The sequence below is a fragment of the Aeromonas sp. sif0611 genome, from assembly GCF_019218845.1.
GTDB lineage: Bacteria > Pseudomonadota > Gammaproteobacteria > Enterobacterales > Aeromonadaceae > Aeromonas > Aeromonas media.
Genome location: NZ_JAHUWU010000005.1, coordinates 55848 through 72440, shown reverse-complemented (window position 1 = coordinate 72440; position 16593 = coordinate 55848). Strand labels below are relative to the sequence as shown.

Annotated in this window: 14 protein-coding genes; 8 read left to right on the top strand and 6 right to left on the bottom strand. The window is 59.6% G+C overall.

Annotation, left to right across the window (positions count from 1 at the left end):
* Window positions 1-295 precede the first annotated feature (295 nt).
* Window positions 296-610, top strand: a complete 315-nt coding sequence (locus KW824_RS13320; RefSeq protein WP_218410029.1) for a hypothetical protein — start codon at window positions 296-298, stop codon at window positions 608-610.
* On the opposite strand, the gene KW824_RS13315 is transcribed toward KW824_RS13320, so the two are convergent.
* From KW824_RS13315 to ampD, 6 genes are all read right to left on the bottom strand, one after another.
* Entirely contained in the window at window positions 607-1563 is a 957-nt protein-coding gene (locus KW824_RS13315; RefSeq protein WP_218410028.1) for a diguanylate cyclase, read from the bottom strand. The genes KW824_RS13320 and KW824_RS13315 overlap by 4 nt on opposite strands.
* A gap of 129 nt (window positions 1564-1692) precedes the next feature.
* The gene (gene lpdA, locus KW824_RS13310) at window positions 1693-3120 is read right to left on the bottom strand and encodes a dihydrolipoyl dehydrogenase (protein ID WP_025328438.1); all 1428 of its coding nucleotides are present in this window, start codon (window positions 3118-3120) and stop codon (window positions 1693-1695) included.
* A 153-nt stretch (window positions 3121-3273) separates the two neighbouring features.
* Window positions 3274-5163: a pyruvate dehydrogenase complex dihydrolipoyllysine-residue acetyltransferase gene (gene aceF / locus KW824_RS13305; RefSeq protein ID WP_218410027.1), complete on the bottom strand. Its 1890-nt coding sequence runs from the start codon at window positions 5161-5163 to the stop codon at window positions 3274-3276.
* 165 nt (window positions 5164-5328) lie between these two features.
* Window positions 5329-7989: a pyruvate dehydrogenase (acetyl-transferring), homodimeric type gene (gene aceE / locus KW824_RS13300; protein WP_218410026.1), complete on the bottom strand. Its 2661-nt coding sequence runs from the start codon at window positions 7987-7989 to the stop codon at window positions 5329-5331.
* 68 nt (window positions 7990-8057) lie between these two features.
* A complete protein-coding gene (pdhR, locus tag KW824_RS13295; protein WP_005329211.1) occupies window positions 8058-8822 on the bottom strand; it encodes a pyruvate dehydrogenase complex transcriptional repressor PdhR in 765 nt (254 codons plus the stop codon).
* Window positions 8823-9098: 276 nt separating this feature from the next.
* Entirely contained in the window at window positions 9099-9671 is a 573-nt protein-coding gene (gene ampD / locus KW824_RS13290) for a 1,6-anhydro-N-acetylmuramyl-L-alanine amidase AmpD (protein WP_218410025.1), read from the bottom strand.
* A 145-nt stretch (window positions 9672-9816) separates the two neighbouring features.
* Between ampD and KW824_RS13285 the strand changes: the two genes are divergently transcribed.
* From KW824_RS13285 to coaE, 7 genes are all read left to right on the top strand, one after another.
* Window positions 9817-10278, top strand: coding sequence for a TIGR02281 family clan AA aspartic protease (locus tag KW824_RS13285; RefSeq protein WP_371316622.1), 462 nt, complete (start codon window positions 9817-9819; stop codon window positions 10276-10278).
* 3 nt (window positions 10279-10281) lie between these two features.
* Window positions 10282-11145 (top strand): carboxylating nicotinate-nucleotide diphosphorylase, encoded by an 864-nt coding sequence (gene nadC, locus KW824_RS13280; protein WP_218410024.1) that lies wholly within the window; start codon window positions 10282-10284, stop codon window positions 11143-11145.
* A gap of 312 nt (window positions 11146-11457) precedes the next feature.
* Window positions 11458-11910, top strand: coding sequence for a prepilin-type N-terminal cleavage/methylation domain-containing protein (locus tag KW824_RS13275; protein ID WP_371316620.1), 453 nt, complete (start codon window positions 11458-11460; stop codon window positions 11908-11910).
* Window positions 11911-11913: 3 nt separating this feature from the next.
* Window positions 11914-13620, top strand: coding sequence for a PilB family type IVa pilus assembly ATPase TapB (gene tapB, locus KW824_RS13270; protein WP_218410023.1), 1707 nt, complete (start codon window positions 11914-11916; stop codon window positions 13618-13620).
* A gap of 129 nt (window positions 13621-13749) precedes the next feature.
* Window positions 13750-14991 (top strand): type II secretion system F family protein, encoded by a 1242-nt coding sequence (locus KW824_RS13265; protein WP_042649026.1) that lies wholly within the window; start codon window positions 13750-13752, stop codon window positions 14989-14991.
* Window positions 14992-15071: 80 nt separating this feature from the next.
* A complete protein-coding gene (locus KW824_RS13260) occupies window positions 15072-15944 on the top strand; it encodes an A24 family peptidase (RefSeq protein ID WP_043133313.1) in 873 nt (290 codons plus the stop codon).
* A gap of 18 nt (window positions 15945-15962) precedes the next feature.
* On the top strand, window positions 15963-16577 hold the full coding sequence (gene coaE, locus KW824_RS13255) for a dephospho-CoA kinase (protein ID WP_218410022.1): 615 nt from the start codon (window positions 15963-15965) through the stop codon (window positions 16575-16577).
* The last annotated feature ends 16 nt before the right edge of the window (window positions 16578-16593 follow it).

Below are 16593 nucleotides of genomic sequence, written 5' to 3'. Positions count from 1 at the left end.
GTGCCTTGAGCACCGCCATGGACTGCGCCTTTGATGCCAGGCCCGCTCAGGCCCGGCATATAAGCCATTCCATCATGCGGTGACGCCAACGTGTGGCGCGGCAATGAAACGACAGCGCCAGCAAGGGCACATCGCTGCAGAGCACGGTCCTCGCAGCACGCGTTCTACCCCATACTTGAGGGAACACCGCATGTTCCCGGTTATGTCAGCGGCAAGTCATGACGCAACGCCACCAACTTCCCCCGATGTCCAGGGGGAACGGCAGCATAATCAGGGGAAACCCTAGGAGGTTGTTATGGACAAGCGGATTCTGATGGTACTGCTTGGCGCCTTGCTCACCGCCTGCACCAGTGGCCCGGTACGGGTACACGGCGCAGATTTCAGCGTGGACGATGCCCATATCCGGGTCACTGACGGTTACTACCGCTATCATGGGGGCCATTACTATCGCTATTACGATGATCACTATCACCACGATGGCTATTACCGCCGCTATTACGATGACCGCTATCCTGGTCGCTATTACTACCGCTATGACGATCACCACCATCGCCAGGGCGGCTATCGCACCTTCTGCCCGCCAGGACAGGCGAAAAAAGGGCGCTGCTAGTACTTTTTTTTGCGGTCGTACATCTGCTTGTCCGCCTGTTGCAACAGCAGTTCCAGATCGGGCGGCAGCAGCGGATCATAGTGGGCGATGCCGGTGGAGCAAAACAGTTGGTAGGGCTTGCCCTGCTCCCGGTTGAAGGTCGCCAGCGCCTTCTCGAAACGGGCCAGCACCCGGGACACCAGCTCCGATCCTATGCCCGGCAGCAGCACCACGAACTCGTCCCCGCCAAGCCGGGCGAAGATATCCGCATTGCGAAACACCCGGGAGAGCAGCAATGCCACCTGGCGCAGGGCATCATCCCCCACCTCGTGCCCCAGGGTGTCGTTAATCTCCTTGAAACGGTCGAGGTCGAGGAACAGCAGACTCGCCTCCCGTCCCTGCCGATGGGAGAGTTGCAGGCACTTCTGCCCCAGCATGATGAAGCCACGACGGTTGGTGATACCGGTCAGCTCGTCCAGGATAGCCAGTTGAATGGCGGCCAGCTCATGCTCCACCATGCCCGCCAGATCCATCAACAAGGCCCGCTGACGCTCATCCAGCTGGCGCGGCCTGCGATCGATAAGGCAGAGGGTACCCACCTTGTAGCCACCGGCGATATGCAAAGGCGTTCCGGCATAGAAACGGATGTGGGGGTCCCCCAGCACCAGGGGATTGTCGGCGAAGCGTGGATCCCGGGTCGCATCCTCCACCACGAAGATCTCTTCGCCGAGGATAGCATGGCCACAGAAGGAGACGTCGCGTGGAGTCTCCTGCGCATCCAGACCGCAGCGGGATTTGAACCACTGCCGCTCCTCATCCACCAGGGAGATGAGCGAGATGGGCACCTCGAACATGTTGCGCGCCATCCGGGTAATACGATCGAAACGCTCCTCCGCCGTGCTATCCAGAATGGCGAGACGGCGCAGGCCATCGAGTCGCTGTCGTTCGTGTTCGGGTATGGCAGGTGCTTGCATGGGAAGAGCCGGCGGTTGATGACAGAAGCCTCAGCATAGCAAATGGCCTCGAGCAAATCTCATCCATCGTCGGGCAACAAAAAAGCCGCTCCTGAGAGCGGCTTTTTCATCTTGGCGGGGAGAAGAGACTTACTTCTTCTTCTTGGCCTTGGCGTTCGGCAGGTCGGTGATGGAGCCTTCGAACACTTCGGCAGCCAGACCCACGGACTCATGCAGAGTCGGGTGAGCGTGGATGGTCAGCGCCAGATCTTCGGCGTCGGCACCCATCTCGATGGCCAGACCGATCTCGCCCAGCAGCTCACCACCGTTGGTGCCGACGATGGCACCACCGATGACGCGATTGCTGTCCTTGTCGAAGATCAGCTTGGTCATGCCGTCGGCGCAATCGGAGGCTATTGCACGGCCGGAAGCAGCCCAGGGGAAGGTAGCAACTTCGAAGTTCAGGCCCTGTTGCTTGGCTTCCTTCTCGGTCAGACCGACCCAGGCCATCTCTGGCTCTGTGTAGGCGATGGACGGGATCACTTTCGGGTCGAAGTAGTGCTTCTTGCCGGCGATGACTTCGGCCGCCACGTGGCCTTCGTGCACACCCTTGTGAGCCAGCATCGGCTGACCGACGATGTCACCGATGGCGTGGATGTGCGGAACGTTGGTACGCAATTGCTTGTCCACTTCGATGAAACCGCGCTCGTTGACGGCAACACCGGCTTTCTCGGCGTCCATCAGCTTGCCGTTCGGCACACGACCGACCGCGACCAGCACGTTGTCGTAGCGAACCGGCTCGGCCGGGGCGTGCTTGCCTTCGTAGGAGACGTACAGGCCGTCCTCACGGGCTTCAACTGCGGTGACCTTGGTCTCCAGCATGATGTTGAATTTCTTGGCAACGCGCTTGGTGTAGATCTTGACGATGTCTTTGTCGGCAGCCGGTACCAGCTGATCGGCAAATTCCACCACGTCGATCTCGGAGCCCAGGGAGGAGTAAACGGTACCCATCTCCAGACCGATGATGCCGCCACCGATAACCAGCAGCTTGCCCGGTACTGTGGTCAGTTCCAGCGCATCGGTTGAATCCCAGACGCGGGGGTCATCGTGGGGGATGAAGGGCAGCTTCACCGGACGGGAACCGGCCGCGATGATGGCGTTGTCGAAGGTGACAGTGGTCTTGCCGTCGGCACCTTCCACTTCGAGGGTGTTCGGGCCGGTGAACTTGCCGAAGCCGTTCACAACCTGGACTTTACGCATCTTGGCCATGCCGGCCAGACCGCCGGTCAGCTGGTTGATGACCTTCTCTTTCCACAGACGCACCTTGTCGATGTCGGTCTGCGGGGCACCGAAGACGATGCCGTGCTCGGCCAGCGCCTTGGCTTCTTCGATCACTTTGGCAACGTGCAGCAGCGCCTTGGAGGGGATGCAGCCCACGTTCAGGCAGACGCCACCCAGGGTGGAGTAACGCTCGACGATAACGGTATCCAGACCCAAATCGGCAGCGCGGAAAGCAGCGGAATAACCGGCAGGGCCAGCACCCAGTACTACGACCTGGGTTTTGATCTCTTTACTCATCATGACCTCTTTGTCGTTCTATATCCCCGGACAGCACAGTCTTATGCCAAAGAAGGCGGCTGCAGCCGTGAAAAAAACGGGGCAAGTTTATAATTTTGTTAATGAAATGAGAAGTGAAAAGGGCGAGCTCTGTGCTCGCCCTCTCATTTACATTTACAGAACCAGTCGACGAATGTCGGACAGCACGCCACTCAGGGTGGTGATGAAGCGAGCTCCGTCGGCGCCGTCGATGACGCGGTGGTCATAGCTCAGGGCCAGCGGCAGCATCAGGCGAGGCACAAACTCCTTGCCGTTCCACTTCGGCTTCATCTCGGACTTGGAGACGCCCAGGATGGCCACTTCCGGCGCGTTGACGATCGGGGTAAAGCTGGTACCGCCGATGCCACCCAGGCTGGAGATGGTGAAGCAACCGCCCTGCATGTCGGCAGCGGTCAGCTTGCCGGCACGGGCCTTCTTGGAGATCTCGGCCAGATCGCGGGACAGCTCATGGATGCCCTTCTTGTTGACGTCGCGAACGACCGGCACAACCAGGCCACCCGGGGTGTCTACCGCCACACCGATGTGGATGTACTTCTTCATGATCAGCTTGCTGCCGTCTTCGGACAGGGCGCTGCAGAAGCGCGGGTGCGCTTCCAGGGCCTTGGCGGCCGCCTTCAGGATGAACACCAGCGGGGTGATCTTCACGTCCAGCTTCTGCTTCTCGGCCAAGATGTTCTGCTCTTTGCGGAACGCTTCCAGATCCGTGGTATCCGCTTCGTCGAACTGGGTGACATGGGGGATCATGGCCCAGTTACGGTGCAGGGCAGGACCGGAGATCTTCTGGATCCGGGTCAGTTCCAGCTCTTCGACCGGGCCGAACTTGCTGAAATCAACCTTGGGCCAGGCCACGACGCTCATGCCGTTGCCAGTGCCTTGACCCGCAGCCGGAGCAGACTCGGCACGCTTGACCGCATCCTTCACGTAGGCCTGCACGTCTTCTTTGACGATGCGACCCTTGCGACCGGAAGCCTTCACCTTGGCCAGGTTGACGCCGAATTCACGAGCCAGACGGCGCACGGCCGGGGAGGCGTGAACATAGGCATCGTTGGCAACGAAGTCGGAGGCAGCAGCAGCCTGGGCAACCGGAGCCGGAGCAGCGGCAACAGGGGCAGCAGCGACCGGGGCGGCAGCCTGAGCAACCGGGGCAGCTGCAGCGGCCGGAGCAGCACCAGCCACTTCGAATACCATGATCAGGGAACCGGTGGAGACCTTGTCACCCGCCTTCACCTTGATCTCTTTGACCACACCGGCGAACGGCGCAGGCACTTCCATGGAGGCCTTGTCACCTTCCACGGCGATCAGGGACTGGTCGGCTTCGACCTTGTCACCCACGGCCACCATGATCTCGGTGACTTCCACTTCATCGCCACCGATATCAGGTACGTTGACCTCTTTGGCAGCAGCGGCAACCGGGGCAGCGGCCACGGGCACGGCGGCTTGGGCCGGCGCGGCAACGGCAGCAGGCGCGGCGCCAGCCACTTCGAATACCATCACCAGGGAACCGGTAGAGACCTTGGCGCCGGCGGCAACCTTGATCTCGACCACGCGGCCCGCGAACGGCGCCGGGACTTCCATGGAGGCCTTGTCACCTTCCACGGCGATGATGGACTGGTCGGCTTCAACCATGTCGCCCACAGCAACCATGATCTCGGTCACTTCGACTTCGTCGTCACCGATGTCAGGTACGTGCACGTCTTTGGCAGCGGCAGCAACAGGGGCAGCCGGTGCGGCGGCAACCGGAGCGGCAGCCTGAGCCGGAGCGGCGGCAGCGCCTTCCGCTTCGAAGATCATGATCTGGGAACCGGTGGCAACCTTGTCACCCACCTTGATCAGGATCTCTTTGACGATACCTGCGGCCGGAGCCGGGACTTCCATGGAGGCCTTGTCACCTTCCACGGCGATCAGGGACTGGTCCAGTTCGACCTTGTCACCCACGGCGACCATGATCTCGGTCACTTCCACTTCATCGGCACCGATATCCGGCACCATAATCTGTTTGGACATTGTGCTTTATCCTCTTACGCGTACGTTTATCGCGTTAACCTTGGCAAGAGCAGGTTCCGGCTCGTTGTTGCCGTCCGGACCCTGTGTGTCCTCTTACTCTTATGTCGCATTAACCTGGGCAAGGCCCTGTCCGGCACGCAAGTCCGGACAGGGCGCTCAATCCTCTTACGCGTACAGCGGGTTAACCTTGTCGGCATCGATGCCGTATTTAGCGATGGCGTCGGCCACAACCTGCTTGTCGATCTCGCCGCGCTTGGCCAGTTCGGTCAGGGCAGCAACGACGACGTAGAACTCGTTCACTTCGAAGTGACGACGCAGGTTGGCACGGCTGTCGGAACGGCCATAACCGTCGGTACCCAGTACACGGTAGTTCTCGGTCGGCACGAAGGCACGCACCTGCTCGGCGAAGGACTTCATGTAGTCGGTCGCGGCGATAGTGGCTTCGGAACCCAGTACGGAGGTGATGTAGGGCACACGGGCGGCCGCAGTCGGGTGCAGCATGTTCCAGCGATCGGCGTCCTGACCATCACGAGCCAGCTCGTTGAAGGAGGTGACGCTGAACACGTCGGAACCCACGCCGTATTCGCTCGCCAGGATCTGGGCGGCGGTACTGACGTGACCCAGGATGGAGCCACAACCCAGCAGCTGTACCTTGGCCTTGTTGCCGGCCACGGATTCCAGCTTGTAGATACCCTTGCGGATGCCTTCCTCGGCGCCTTCCGGCATGGCCGGCATGGCATAGTTCTCGTTGAGGGTGGTGATGTAGTAGAAGACGTTCTCCGGCTTCTCACCGTACATGCGGCGCAGGCCGTCCTGTACGATCACCGCCACTTCATAGGCGTAGGACGGGTCATAGGAGATGCAGTTCGGGATGGTGCCAGCCAGGATGTGGCTGTGACCATCTTCGTGCTGCAGACCTTCACCGTTGAGGGTGGTACGACCGGAGGTCGCGCCCAGCAGGAAGCCACGAGCTTGCTGGTCACCGGCTGCCCACGCCATGTCGCCGATCCGCTGGAAGCCGAACATGGAGTAGTAGATGTAGAACGGGATCATCGGGCAGTCGTTGGTGCTGTAAGAGGTCGCAGCAGCCAGCCAGGAGGACATGGCGCCCAGCTCGTTGATGCCGTCTTGCAGAACCTGACCCTGCTTGTCTTCCTTGTAGTAGGAGACGATGTCGCGGTCTTGCGGGGTGTACTGCTGACCGTGCGGGCTGTAGATGCCGATCTGACGGAACAGACCTTCCATACCGAAGGTACGGGCTTCGTCGGCCAGGATCGGCACGATGCGCTTGCCGATGGACTTGTCTTTCAGCAGCACGTTCAGGGAACGCACGAACGCCATGGTGGTGGAGATCTCGCGCGCCTGCTCACCCAGCAGCGGGCCAAAGGCATCCAGCGCCGGGATTTCCAGCTTGGTGGTGCTCTCGCGCAGACGGGTCGGTACATAGCCCTTCAACGCGGCACGACGGGCGTGCAGGTACTTGTGCTCTTCGGTACCCTCTTCGATCTTCAGGTACGGCAGGTTTTCCAGCTGCTCGTCGGTGACCGGCAGGCTGAAACGATCGCGCAGGTGACGCACCGAGCCCAGATCCATCTTCTTGACCTGGTGAGCGATGTTCTTGCCTTCGGCCGCTTCGCCCATGCCATAACCCTTGATGGTCTTGGCCAGGATGACGGTCGGCTTGCCCTTGGTCGCTGCAGCCTTGGAGAAGGCGGCGAACAGTTTGCGAGGATCGTGACCACCGCGGTTCAGGGCGAAGATCTCCTCGTCGGTCATGTCTTTGACCAGGGCTGCGGTTTCCGGGTAACGGTTGAAGAAGTGCTCACGCACGTAGCCGCCGTCACGGGACTTCATGGTCTGATAGTCACCATCCACGGTCTCGTTCATCAGCTGGATCAGCTTGCCGGAAGTGTCTTTCTTCAGCAGCTCATCCCACTTGCGACCCCAGATGACCTTGGTGACATCCCAGCCGGCGCCGGCGAACAGACCTTCCAGCTCGTTGATGACCTTGCCGTTGCCGACAACAGGACCGTCCAGACGCTGCAGGTTGCAGTTGACCACGAAGACCAGGTTGTCGAGCTTTTCACGCACGGCAACGGTCAGGGCACCCTTGGCTTCCGGCTCGTCCATCTCGCCGTCACCCAGGAAGGCGTAAACGGTCTGCTCGGAGCAATCCTTGATGCCACGGTCGGTCAGGTACTTCAGGAAGCGAGCCTGATAGATGGCGGCGATGGGGCCCAGACCCATGGAAACAGTCGGGAACTGCCAGAAGTCCGGCATCAGTTTCGGGTGCGGGTAGGAAGGAATGCCCTTGCCATCCACTTCCTGACGGAAGTTGTCCAGCTGCTCTTCGGTCAGACGACCTTCGGCGAAGGCACGGGCGTAGATGCCCGGGGAGATGTGACCCTGGAAGTAGACCAGATCGCCACCGTCCTTCTCGCTGCGAGCGCGGAAGAAGTGGTTGTAGCAGACTTCATAGATGGTCGCGGAAGAGGCGAAGGAAGACATGTGACCGCCGAGGTCCAGGTCTTTCTTGGAGGCGCGCAGCACTATCATCATGGCATTCCAGCGGATGATGGCGCGGATGCGACGTTCCATCTCCAGGTCGCCCGGGTAAGCCGGTTCGTCGCTGGCAGGAATGGTGTTGATGTAGTCGCGATTCGCCTTTTCAGCCACGTCCACACCGCTGATGCGGGCTTTCTCGGCCAGTTGTTCAAGGATGAACTGAGCGCGTTGCGGACCCTCTTCACGCAGCAGGGATTCCAGAGAGGCAAGCCACTCCAGCGTTTCTATCGGGTCCACATCGTTCTTCAGGATATCAGACATGGCTGGTTCCTATTGTTATTGCACGGCGGTTAAGATGCGCAAGAATTCGACAATAAAGCCTTGTGGGATTAGTTTTCCTGCTGACGGATCCGACGCATGGATCGCTGGATCCGGCTGTCTTCCCTCTGCATATCCAACAAGGTGTCCTCGATAAAGGCCAGGTGCTCATGACAAGCAGCCCTGGCCCGCTCCGGAGCCCCCGACAGGATAGCCTCGATCAGGCTCGCACGATGGCGACGGATCTTGGCTACCACTCCCGGACGGCGATTCAAAATCTCGTTATTTCGTAAAATGTTCTGTTCGAGCATGGGGCCCATGGCCCGCAGCAGGTGCAGCAGCACCACGTTGTGGGACGCCTCCGCCACCGCCAGATAGAACTGGGTGACGGCGGTCGACTCGACCACCAGCGACCCCTGCTGACCTGCCTCTTCGATGGCGGACTGCGCCAGGCGGATCCGCTCGAAGTCGGCCTCAGTCCCCCGCAGCGCGGCATAGTAGGCACAGATACCTTCCAGCGCGTGACGAAACTCCAGCAGGTCATACTGGGCTTCCGGGTGGGTACTGAGCAGTTCGAACAGGGGATCGGCGATCCCCTTGCTCAAGGCATTCTGCACATAGGTGCCGCCGCCCTGACGGCGATACAAGAGTCCCCTCGCTTCCAGGCGCTGGATGGCTTCGCGCAGGGAAGGCCGCGACACCTGAAACTGGATGGCGAGTTCCCGCTCGGGGGGCAGCTTCTGCCCCGGCTGCAAGCTGCCTTCCAGAATCATGCTTTCCAGCTCGGCGACGATGGCGTCGGCCAGCTTGGGCTGAGTTATCTTGATATAGGGCATGAGGCTACTTTGTTAAATTGGTATTACCAATTCTATGGTTGGGGCGAAAATTAGCAGAGGGCTTGGAAAAAGTCCACCCAAAATATGATCTGCATCAAGAAGGAAGCTTGCCACTTTAGGGGTAAAAGAGCGGAATCATGATATAGCTCATAGAAAATGGTCTGACCAATATTATTGAGCTTGTTCACAGATAACATTTGACCAACAGCATGAAAAATGGCCAGCCAAAAAAGGCAAGCCATTGATTCTAAATGCACAAACTAATGTTTGGAATTTTTACTCAAAGTTGAGCATTCCGCGATAACGCTGCCATTCGAAACTGGTACCGGGATCCGTCTTGCGACCCGGCGCTATGTCGCAATGGCCGACGATGCGTGCTGCCGTCACCTCGGGATACTGACCAGAAATGGCCCGACTGAGGCCTGCCAGCACCTCATACTGTACATCGCTGTACGGCAGCTCGTCGGTTCCTTCCAGCTCGATGCCGATGGAGAAGTCGTTGCACGCCTCCCGCCCCTCCCAGCTCGATACCCCCGCATGCCAGGCTCGCGCAGTGAACGGCACATACTGCACCAGTTCACCATCGCGGCGGATCAGGCAGTGGGCAGATACCCGCAACTGATGAATGCCGGCAAAGTAAGGATGAGCGTCGGGATCGAGGCGACCGAGAAACAGATCGTCGATCCAGGGACCGCCAAACTCGCCAGGTGGCAGACTGATGCCATGTATCACCAGCAGAGAGATGTCGTCCGGACTGCTCCGCTCATTGTGATGGGGAGAAGGCACCTTGCGGGCCTGCTCACACCACCCTGCGCGATCGATGGAAAAAATGGTTGTGGGTTCAGTCATCATCTACTCGACTCACAATGGAGAGAGGGACGCCATGGACAGTGCCTGCCACCGCAAAAAACCGGAACCAAGCCTCTGAATCCATGGGTAAAGCTGTGTTAGGCTGAGCCATCACTTGCAAGGCACTGGATCCCATATGCACCCGATGGCACGCCGTCTCTGGCTGCTGGCCTGGCTCTCACTGCTGGGTCTGCTGACCCTCTACTTCTACTCCAGCGCCAAACCCAGCGTGACCGCCAGCGGCGAGCTGCTGCTCAAGGCCGATGCCAGCGGTCATTATCGTCTGGAGGGTGCCATCAACGACCAGCCGGTGCAACTGCTGCTGGACACGGGGGCCACCCGCGTCACTATCCCGCAACAGGTTGCCGATCGGCTTGGTCTGATCGCCCATGGCAGCAGCCAGGTCAATACCGCTGCGGGTCAGATCCGGGTCGGCAACGGTACTATCGAAACGCTGGCGATGGGGCCATTGACCTTGTACGATCTGGCCATCTTTATTAACCCGGCGGCAGACGGTGACGAAGTGCTGGTTGGCATGAACGCCCTCGGTCGGCTGGAGCTGGTTCAAAAAGAGCGGCAGTTGCTTCTCAGACCCTTGCAGGAATAAGGCATGTTACAACAGGACATCAGCCGCGCCGTGCGCGCCGCACTACTCGAAGACTTGGGCGATGCCCTCACCGCACTGGATCAACCGGATGCCAGCGCCGATATCACCGCCCAGTTGATCCCGGTCGATCGCATCTCGACGGCCCGGGTCATCACCCGCGAGGCCGGCGTATTCTGCGGTCAACCCTGGGTCGATGAGGTGTTTGCCCAGCTCGGTGGCGAGGTCAAGGTGGAGTGGAAGGTGCAGGATGGCGAGCGCCTCTCCCCCAATCAGGAGCTGTTCCGCCTCCATGGCCCGGCCCGGGTGCTGCTGACCGGCGAGCGCAATGCCCTGAACTTCGTGCAAACCCTCTCCGGAGTCGCCACCCTGACCGCCCGTTACGTGGCCGAGCTGGAAGGGACCGAGTGTCGACTGCTCGATACCCGCAAGACCCTGCCCGGCCTTCGCAGCGCCCAGAAATATGCGGTTACCTGCGGTGGCGGCAAAAACCACCGCATCGGCCTCTACGACGCCTATCTCATCAAAGAGAACCATATCCTCGCCTGTGGCGGCATTGCCGAAGCCATCGCCGAGGCGCGCCGCCTCAACCCGGGCAAACCGGTGGAAGTGGAGGTGGAGTCCCTGGCCGAGCTGGAGCAGGCACTGACCGCCCGGGCTGACATCGTGATGCTGGACAACTTCGACGTGCCCATGATGCAAGAGGCCGTTCGCCTGAATCAGGGCCGCGCCAGGCTGGAGGTCTCGGGCAACGTCACATTGGAGACGCTGGCCGACTATGCGGCCACCGGCGTCGACTTTATCTCGGTGGGAGCCCTGACCAAGCACGTACGGGCGCTGGACCTCTCGATGCGCTTTATCGAAAGCTGAGCGAGTAGAACGAGTCCGTCTGGCCCAAAAATATTGCGGGGCTCGAAACTTGCAAAAGGCGCCATAGGCGCCTTTTCTTTATGCAGGATCCCACGACATAAGGAGTGTGAAGATGGGCCCTCCCCAATCTTGATCAGCCTCATTGGAAGCCTTTTAATCTTTGATTTTGCTATGATTTTCACTAAATGACAGAAAAGTGGCTAACAAGGGTGCTGCCTCTGTTGCCAACCCGAAGCGCTCGGATAAGATGCTGGAGTGTGGATAGAATTCCACCGGCACTGTTCAGGAACCATGGAAAAAAGGATATTTGACATGAAAAGCAACATGAAAAAACAGTCAGGGTTTACGCTAATCGAATTGATGATAGTGGTTGCGATCGTTGCCATCCTGGCCGCCATCGCCTTGCCGGCGTATCAAACCTATACCAAGAAAGCGAAGTTTTCAGAAGTTGTCTCTGCCACTGGCGCATTTAAAACAGCTGTTGAAGTTTGCGCTCAGAGAGATGGTGATATGACCAACTGTACAACCGCAGGCAGCAATGGTATCCCGCAAGCCGTTAGTGGTTCTAGTGGTAGCTTTGTTTCCTCAGTAGACATTGCAGCAGGTGCGGCCAGTGGCGCCGTTGAGATAACAGCCACAGGCACAACCCCCCCCTTCGAGACTACTGAAAATACTTACATTTTGGGTGGCGTGTTTACTAATGGCCAAGTTGTTTGGACAAACGCAGCCAGTGGCAGCTTATGTTTGACTTCTGGCATCTGCTAACGCATGACCTCTAGCCTCAATAGCGGCCTGGCCACCAGCCTGGCCGCTTCTTCCCTCCTCAGTGAGCCGGACTCACAGCGCTATCTGAGCCAGGCAAGGGCGCAGCGCAAGCCCTTTGTCACCTTCCTGATCGAAAACGACATCCTCGACAGCAAAGCCCTCGCGGACTTTTGCGAGCTGGAGTATGGGGTACCTCTGCTGGATCTTGCCGCCTTCGATCTCTCCGAGATCCCGCAGAAGTACCTCAATCAGAAATTGATTGAGAAGCACCACGTCCTGCCCATCTACACCCAGGGCCACACCCTCTATATCGCCATGTCAGACCCGACCAATGTGTCGGCTCTGGAAGACTTTGGCTTCAGCTTCGGCCTGCATACCGAAGCCTTGCTGGTCGAAGAGGGCAAGCTGACCGCCGCCATCGGCAAGCTGATGGAAAGCGAGCAGGACACTCTGGGCATGGATCACATCGACGAGGCCGAAATCTCGGAACTCGAGGTCTCTGATGAGAGCTCGCGGCTCGACGACAGCGTCAATACCGCCGACGACGATGCCCCCATCGTTAAATACATTCACAAGATCATGATGGACGCCATCAAGCGTGGCGCATCCGACCTGCATTTCGAACCTTACGAGACCAAGTACCGGATCCGCTTCCGGATCGACGGCATACTGCACGAAATCGCCACCCCGCCGGTGAACCTGGCGAACCGTTTCGCGGCTCGCTTAAAGGTAATGGCGCGGCTCGATATCGCTGAGCGGCGCCTGCCCCAGGATGGACGGATCAAGCTGAAGATCTCCCGCAACCGGTCCATGGATATGCGGGTCAACACCCTGCCCACCATGTGGGGAGAAAAGGTCGTCATTCGCCTGCTGGACTCGTCAGTATCTCGCCTCAACCTCGATCAACTCGGCTTCGACGAACGCCAGAAGGCGCAATATCTGCATGCGCTCTCCAAACCGCAGGGCATGATCCTGGTCACGGGCCCCACGGGATCGGGCAAGACGGTGTCACTCTATACCGGTCTCAACATCCTCAATACCAGCGAGGTCAACATCTCCACCGCCGAGGATCCGGTGGAGATCAACCTGCCCGGCGTCAACCAGGTGCAGATCAATCCCAAGGCGGGGCTCACCTTCGCCAGTGCCCTGCGCTCCTTCCTGCGCCAGGATCCTGACATCGTCATGGTGGGGGAGATCCGGGATCTGGAAACCGCCGAGATTGCCATCAAGGCCGCTCAGACCGGACACCTTGTGCTGTCAACCCTGCACACCAACTCGGCGGCCGAGACCCTGACCCGGATGATGAACATGGGGGTGCCCGCCTTCAACATCGCCTCCTCGGTGACCCTGATCATGGCCCAGCGCCTCGCCCGCAAGCTGTGCGATCACTGCAAGGTGCCCGAGGCAGTGCCGGAAGCCGAATTGCTGGAGTTCGGTTTTACCCAGCAGCAGCTGGCCGCCGGTTTGCGGCTGTTCAAACCGGTCGGTTGCAAGGAGTGTTCGGGAGGATACAGAGGACGGGTCGGCATCTATGAAATCATGCTGATGTCGGAGAACATCGCCAAGCTGATCATGCAGGGAGCAAACTCGCTGCAGATCGCTGCCATCGCCCAGAAGGAGGGTATGCGTACCCTGCGCATTTCCGGCCTGGAGAAGGCCCGTCTGGGGGTCACCAGCCTGGCCGAGATCAACAGGATCACTACCAACTGAATACATAATGTTCCAGTCATCAAGCCGGGTGAGGCCGATACAATCACCCCGATGATGTTCTTCAAGCCAAGATGAACCGGACGGGCAGTGCCTCATCCGGCCACCGTCGCCCAATTGCAGGATGCAGTGATGGCAACATTAGCGCAAAAACGTAACACACCTAAAAAGGTCTTCTCCTTCCGCTGGCATGGATTCAATCGCAAGGGACAAAAGGTTTCCGGTGAGTTCCAGGCCGACAGCATCAACACCGTCAAGGCGGAGCTGCGCAAGCAGGGCGTCAATGTCACCAAGGTCAGCAAGCAGGGCCAGGGCCTGTTTTCCAAGGGGGGTGCCCGGATCAAGCCGATGGACATCGCCGTCATCTCCCGCCAGATCACCACCATGCTCTCGGCCGGTGTGCCGCTGGTGCAAAGCTTGCAGATCATCGCCCGCGGTCATGAGAAGGCAGCAGTACGCGAACTCATCGGCCAGATCGCCACCGATGTGGAAACCGGCACCCCGCTGTCAGAGGCGCTGCGCCGCCATCCCCGCCACTTCGATGCGCTTTACTGCGACCTGGTAGACGCGGGGGAGCAGTCCGGCGCGCTGGAAACCATCTACGACCGGATTGCCACATACCGCGAGAAGAGTGAGGCGCTGAAGTCCAAGATCAAGAAGGCCATGTTCTATCCCGCCATGGTCATCCTGGTCGCCATCATCGTAACCTCCATCCTGCTGCTGTTCGTCATTCCCCAGTTCGAGGAGATCTTCAAGAGCTTCGGAGCAGAGCTGCCAGTCTTCACCCAATTCGTCATCGGCATCTCCCGCTTCATGCAAGCTTGGTGGTATATCATCTTTGGTGGCACTGCCTTGGCCATCTTCCTCTATGTGCGCGCCTGGCGAAAATCCCAGAAGGTACGGGACAACACGGACAGATTCATCCTCACCATTCCGGTCGTGGGCAACATATTGCACAAGGCGGCTATGGCCCGTTTCGCCCGTACCCTCTCCACCACCTTCTCCGCCGGGATACCTCTGGTGGATGCTCTGGTGTCAGCGGCCGGCGCCTCTGGCAACTATGTCTATCGCACGGCCATCCTGGCCATTCGCAACGAGGTGGTGGCCGGCATGCAGATCAACGTCGCCATGCGTACCGTGGATCTCTTCCCAGACATGGTGATCCAGATGGTGATGATTGGTGAAGAGTCAGGCGCCATCGATGACATGCTCTCCAAAGTTGCCGCCATCTTCGAGCAGGAGGTGGACGACATGGTCGATGGCCTCACCAGCCTGCTCGAACCCATCATCATGGTGGTGCTCGGGGTGCTGGTCGGTGGCATGGTCGTCGCCATGTACCTCCCCATCTTCAAGCTGGGCTCTGTGATACACTGAGCCCCTTCGGCAGAGTGACCAGCGGGCATGGCTTGTTCTGGTCCTCTGCCATCCTGATTCTCCACACAAGCGGTTGATTTATGGTGCCTCTGATCGAACTGGCCCAGGGCCTGCCCTGGCTCTATCTCTCCCTGATTTTTCTCTTCTCCCTGATGGTTGGCAGCTTCCTCAACGTGGTGATCCATCGTCTGCCCATCATGCTGGAGCGGGAGTGGCATGCAGACTACCGTGATTACTTCGGCAGCGAGGTTGCCACTTCCCCCGCCGAACCTTACAACCTGATGGTACCGCGCTCTCGCTGCCCCCACTGCGATCACCCCATAAGCGCGCTGGAGAACATCCCCCTGCTGAGCTGGCTCTGGCTCAAGGGACGCTGCCGACAATGCAAGGCGCCAATTTCGGCCCGCTATCCCCTGGTCGAGCTGCTGACCGCCCTGTTGTCGGTCACCGTTGCGGCGACCCTCACTCCCGGCTGGGGAGCCCTGGCAGCCCTCGCACTGACCTGGGTACTGGTGGCCCTCACCTTCATCGATCTGGACAAGATGCTGCTGCCGGACCAGCTCACCCTGCCGCTGCTGTGGGGCGGTCTGTTGTTCAATCTGGCCGGCGGCTTTGTGCCGCTGGCCGATGCGGTGATCGGCGCCATGGCTGGCTATCTGGTGCTCTGGAGCCTCTACTGGGCGTTCAAGCTGCTGACCGGCAAGGAGGGGATGGGCCATGGCGACTTCAAGCTGCTGGCTGCACTTGGTGCCTGGCTAGGCTGGCAGGCACTGCCCATAGTGTTGCTGCTCTCCTCCCTGGTCGGCGCCATCATCGGTATAGGGCTCATACTGCTGCGCAACCATCATCAGGGCAAACCCATCCCCTTTGGCCCCTACCTCGCCATCGCGGGCTGGATAGCGCTGCTGTGGGGGGATAACATCACCCGCTGGTATCTGGACATCGTTCTCTAGCAAGGGGATCACAAATCTATGTATGTGGTAGCCATCACCGGCGGTATAGGCAGCGGCAAGACGACAGTCGCCAACCAGTTTGCGGCCCTGGGGATAGAGGTGGTCGATGCCGACCTGATTGCCCGCGACGTGGTGGCACCCGGCACCCCGGCCCTGGCCGCCATCACCAGCCACTTCGGCCCAGAGATCTTGACCGAGCAGGGACTGCTGGACAGGCGAGCCCTGCGCGAGCGGATCTTCAGCGATCCGGCGGCCAAGTCCTGGCTCAATGCCCTTCTCCATCCGATCATTCGCAGCGAGATGCTGCGCCAGTGCGCGGCAGTCAGTTCCCCCTACTGTCTGCTGGTGGTGCCCCTGCTGGTGGAAAACCGGCTTACCGAACTGGCCGATAGGGTACTGGTCATCGACGTAGATGAAGCGACCCAGATCGAGCGAACCTGTCGCCGGGACGGGGTCAGCCAAGCGCAGGCCCAGGCCATACTGGCATCCCAGGCGAGCCGCACCGAGCGCCTGGCGATGGCCGATGACGTGCTGGACAACCAGAGTGGCACGACTGAGACCATACGGGCGCGAATTTTAGCGCTGCACGAGACATATCTGGCATTTGCCTCTCAACAAGCCCCTCAACTGTGAGTACACTAGGCCGGTT

What these genes read in the sequence shown, in the direction of transcription:
- KW824_RS13320 (WP_218410029.1), top strand. Translation starts at nt 296, where the DNA reads ATGGACAAGCGGATTCTGATGGTACTGCTTGGCGCCTTGCTCACCGCC.
- KW824_RS13315 (WP_218410028.1), bottom strand. Translation starts at nt 1,563, where the DNA reads ATGCAAGCACCTGCCATACCCGAACACGAACGACAGCGACTCGATGGC.
- lpdA (WP_025328438.1), bottom strand. Translation starts at nt 3,120, where the DNA reads ATGAGTAAAGAGATCAAAACCCAGGTCGTAGTACTGGGTGCTGGCCCT.
- aceF (WP_218410027.1), bottom strand. Translation starts at nt 5,163, where the DNA reads ATGTCCAAACAGATTATGGTGCCGGATATCGGTGCCGATGAAGTGGAA.
- aceE (WP_218410026.1), bottom strand. Translation starts at nt 7,989, where the DNA reads ATGTCTGATATCCTGAAGAACGATGTGGACCCGATAGAAACGCTGGAG.
- pdhR (WP_005329211.1), bottom strand. Translation starts at nt 8,822, where the DNA reads ATGCCCTATATCAAGATAACTCAGCCCAAGCTGGCCGACGCCATCGTC.
- ampD (WP_218410025.1), bottom strand. Translation starts at nt 9,671, where the DNA reads ATGACTGAACCCACAACCATTTTTTCCATCGATCGCGCAGGGTGGTGT.
- KW824_RS13285 (WP_371316622.1), top strand. Translation starts at nt 9,817, where the DNA reads ATGGCACGCCGTCTCTGGCTGCTGGCCTGGCTCTCACTGCTGGGTCTG.
- nadC (WP_218410024.1), top strand. Translation starts at nt 10,282, where the DNA reads ATGTTACAACAGGACATCAGCCGCGCCGTGCGCGCCGCACTACTCGAA.
- KW824_RS13275 (WP_371316620.1), top strand. Translation starts at nt 11,458, where the DNA reads ATGAAAAGCAACATGAAAAAACAGTCAGGGTTTACGCTAATCGAATTG.
- tapB (WP_218410023.1), top strand. Translation starts at nt 11,914, where the DNA reads ATGACCTCTAGCCTCAATAGCGGCCTGGCCACCAGCCTGGCCGCTTCT.
- KW824_RS13265 (WP_042649026.1), top strand. Translation starts at nt 13,750, where the DNA reads ATGGCAACATTAGCGCAAAAACGTAACACACCTAAAAAGGTCTTCTCC.
- KW824_RS13260 (WP_043133313.1), top strand. Translation starts at nt 15,072, where the DNA reads ATGGTGCCTCTGATCGAACTGGCCCAGGGCCTGCCCTGGCTCTATCTC.
- coaE (WP_218410022.1), top strand. Translation starts at nt 15,963, where the DNA reads ATGTATGTGGTAGCCATCACCGGCGGTATAGGCAGCGGCAAGACGACA.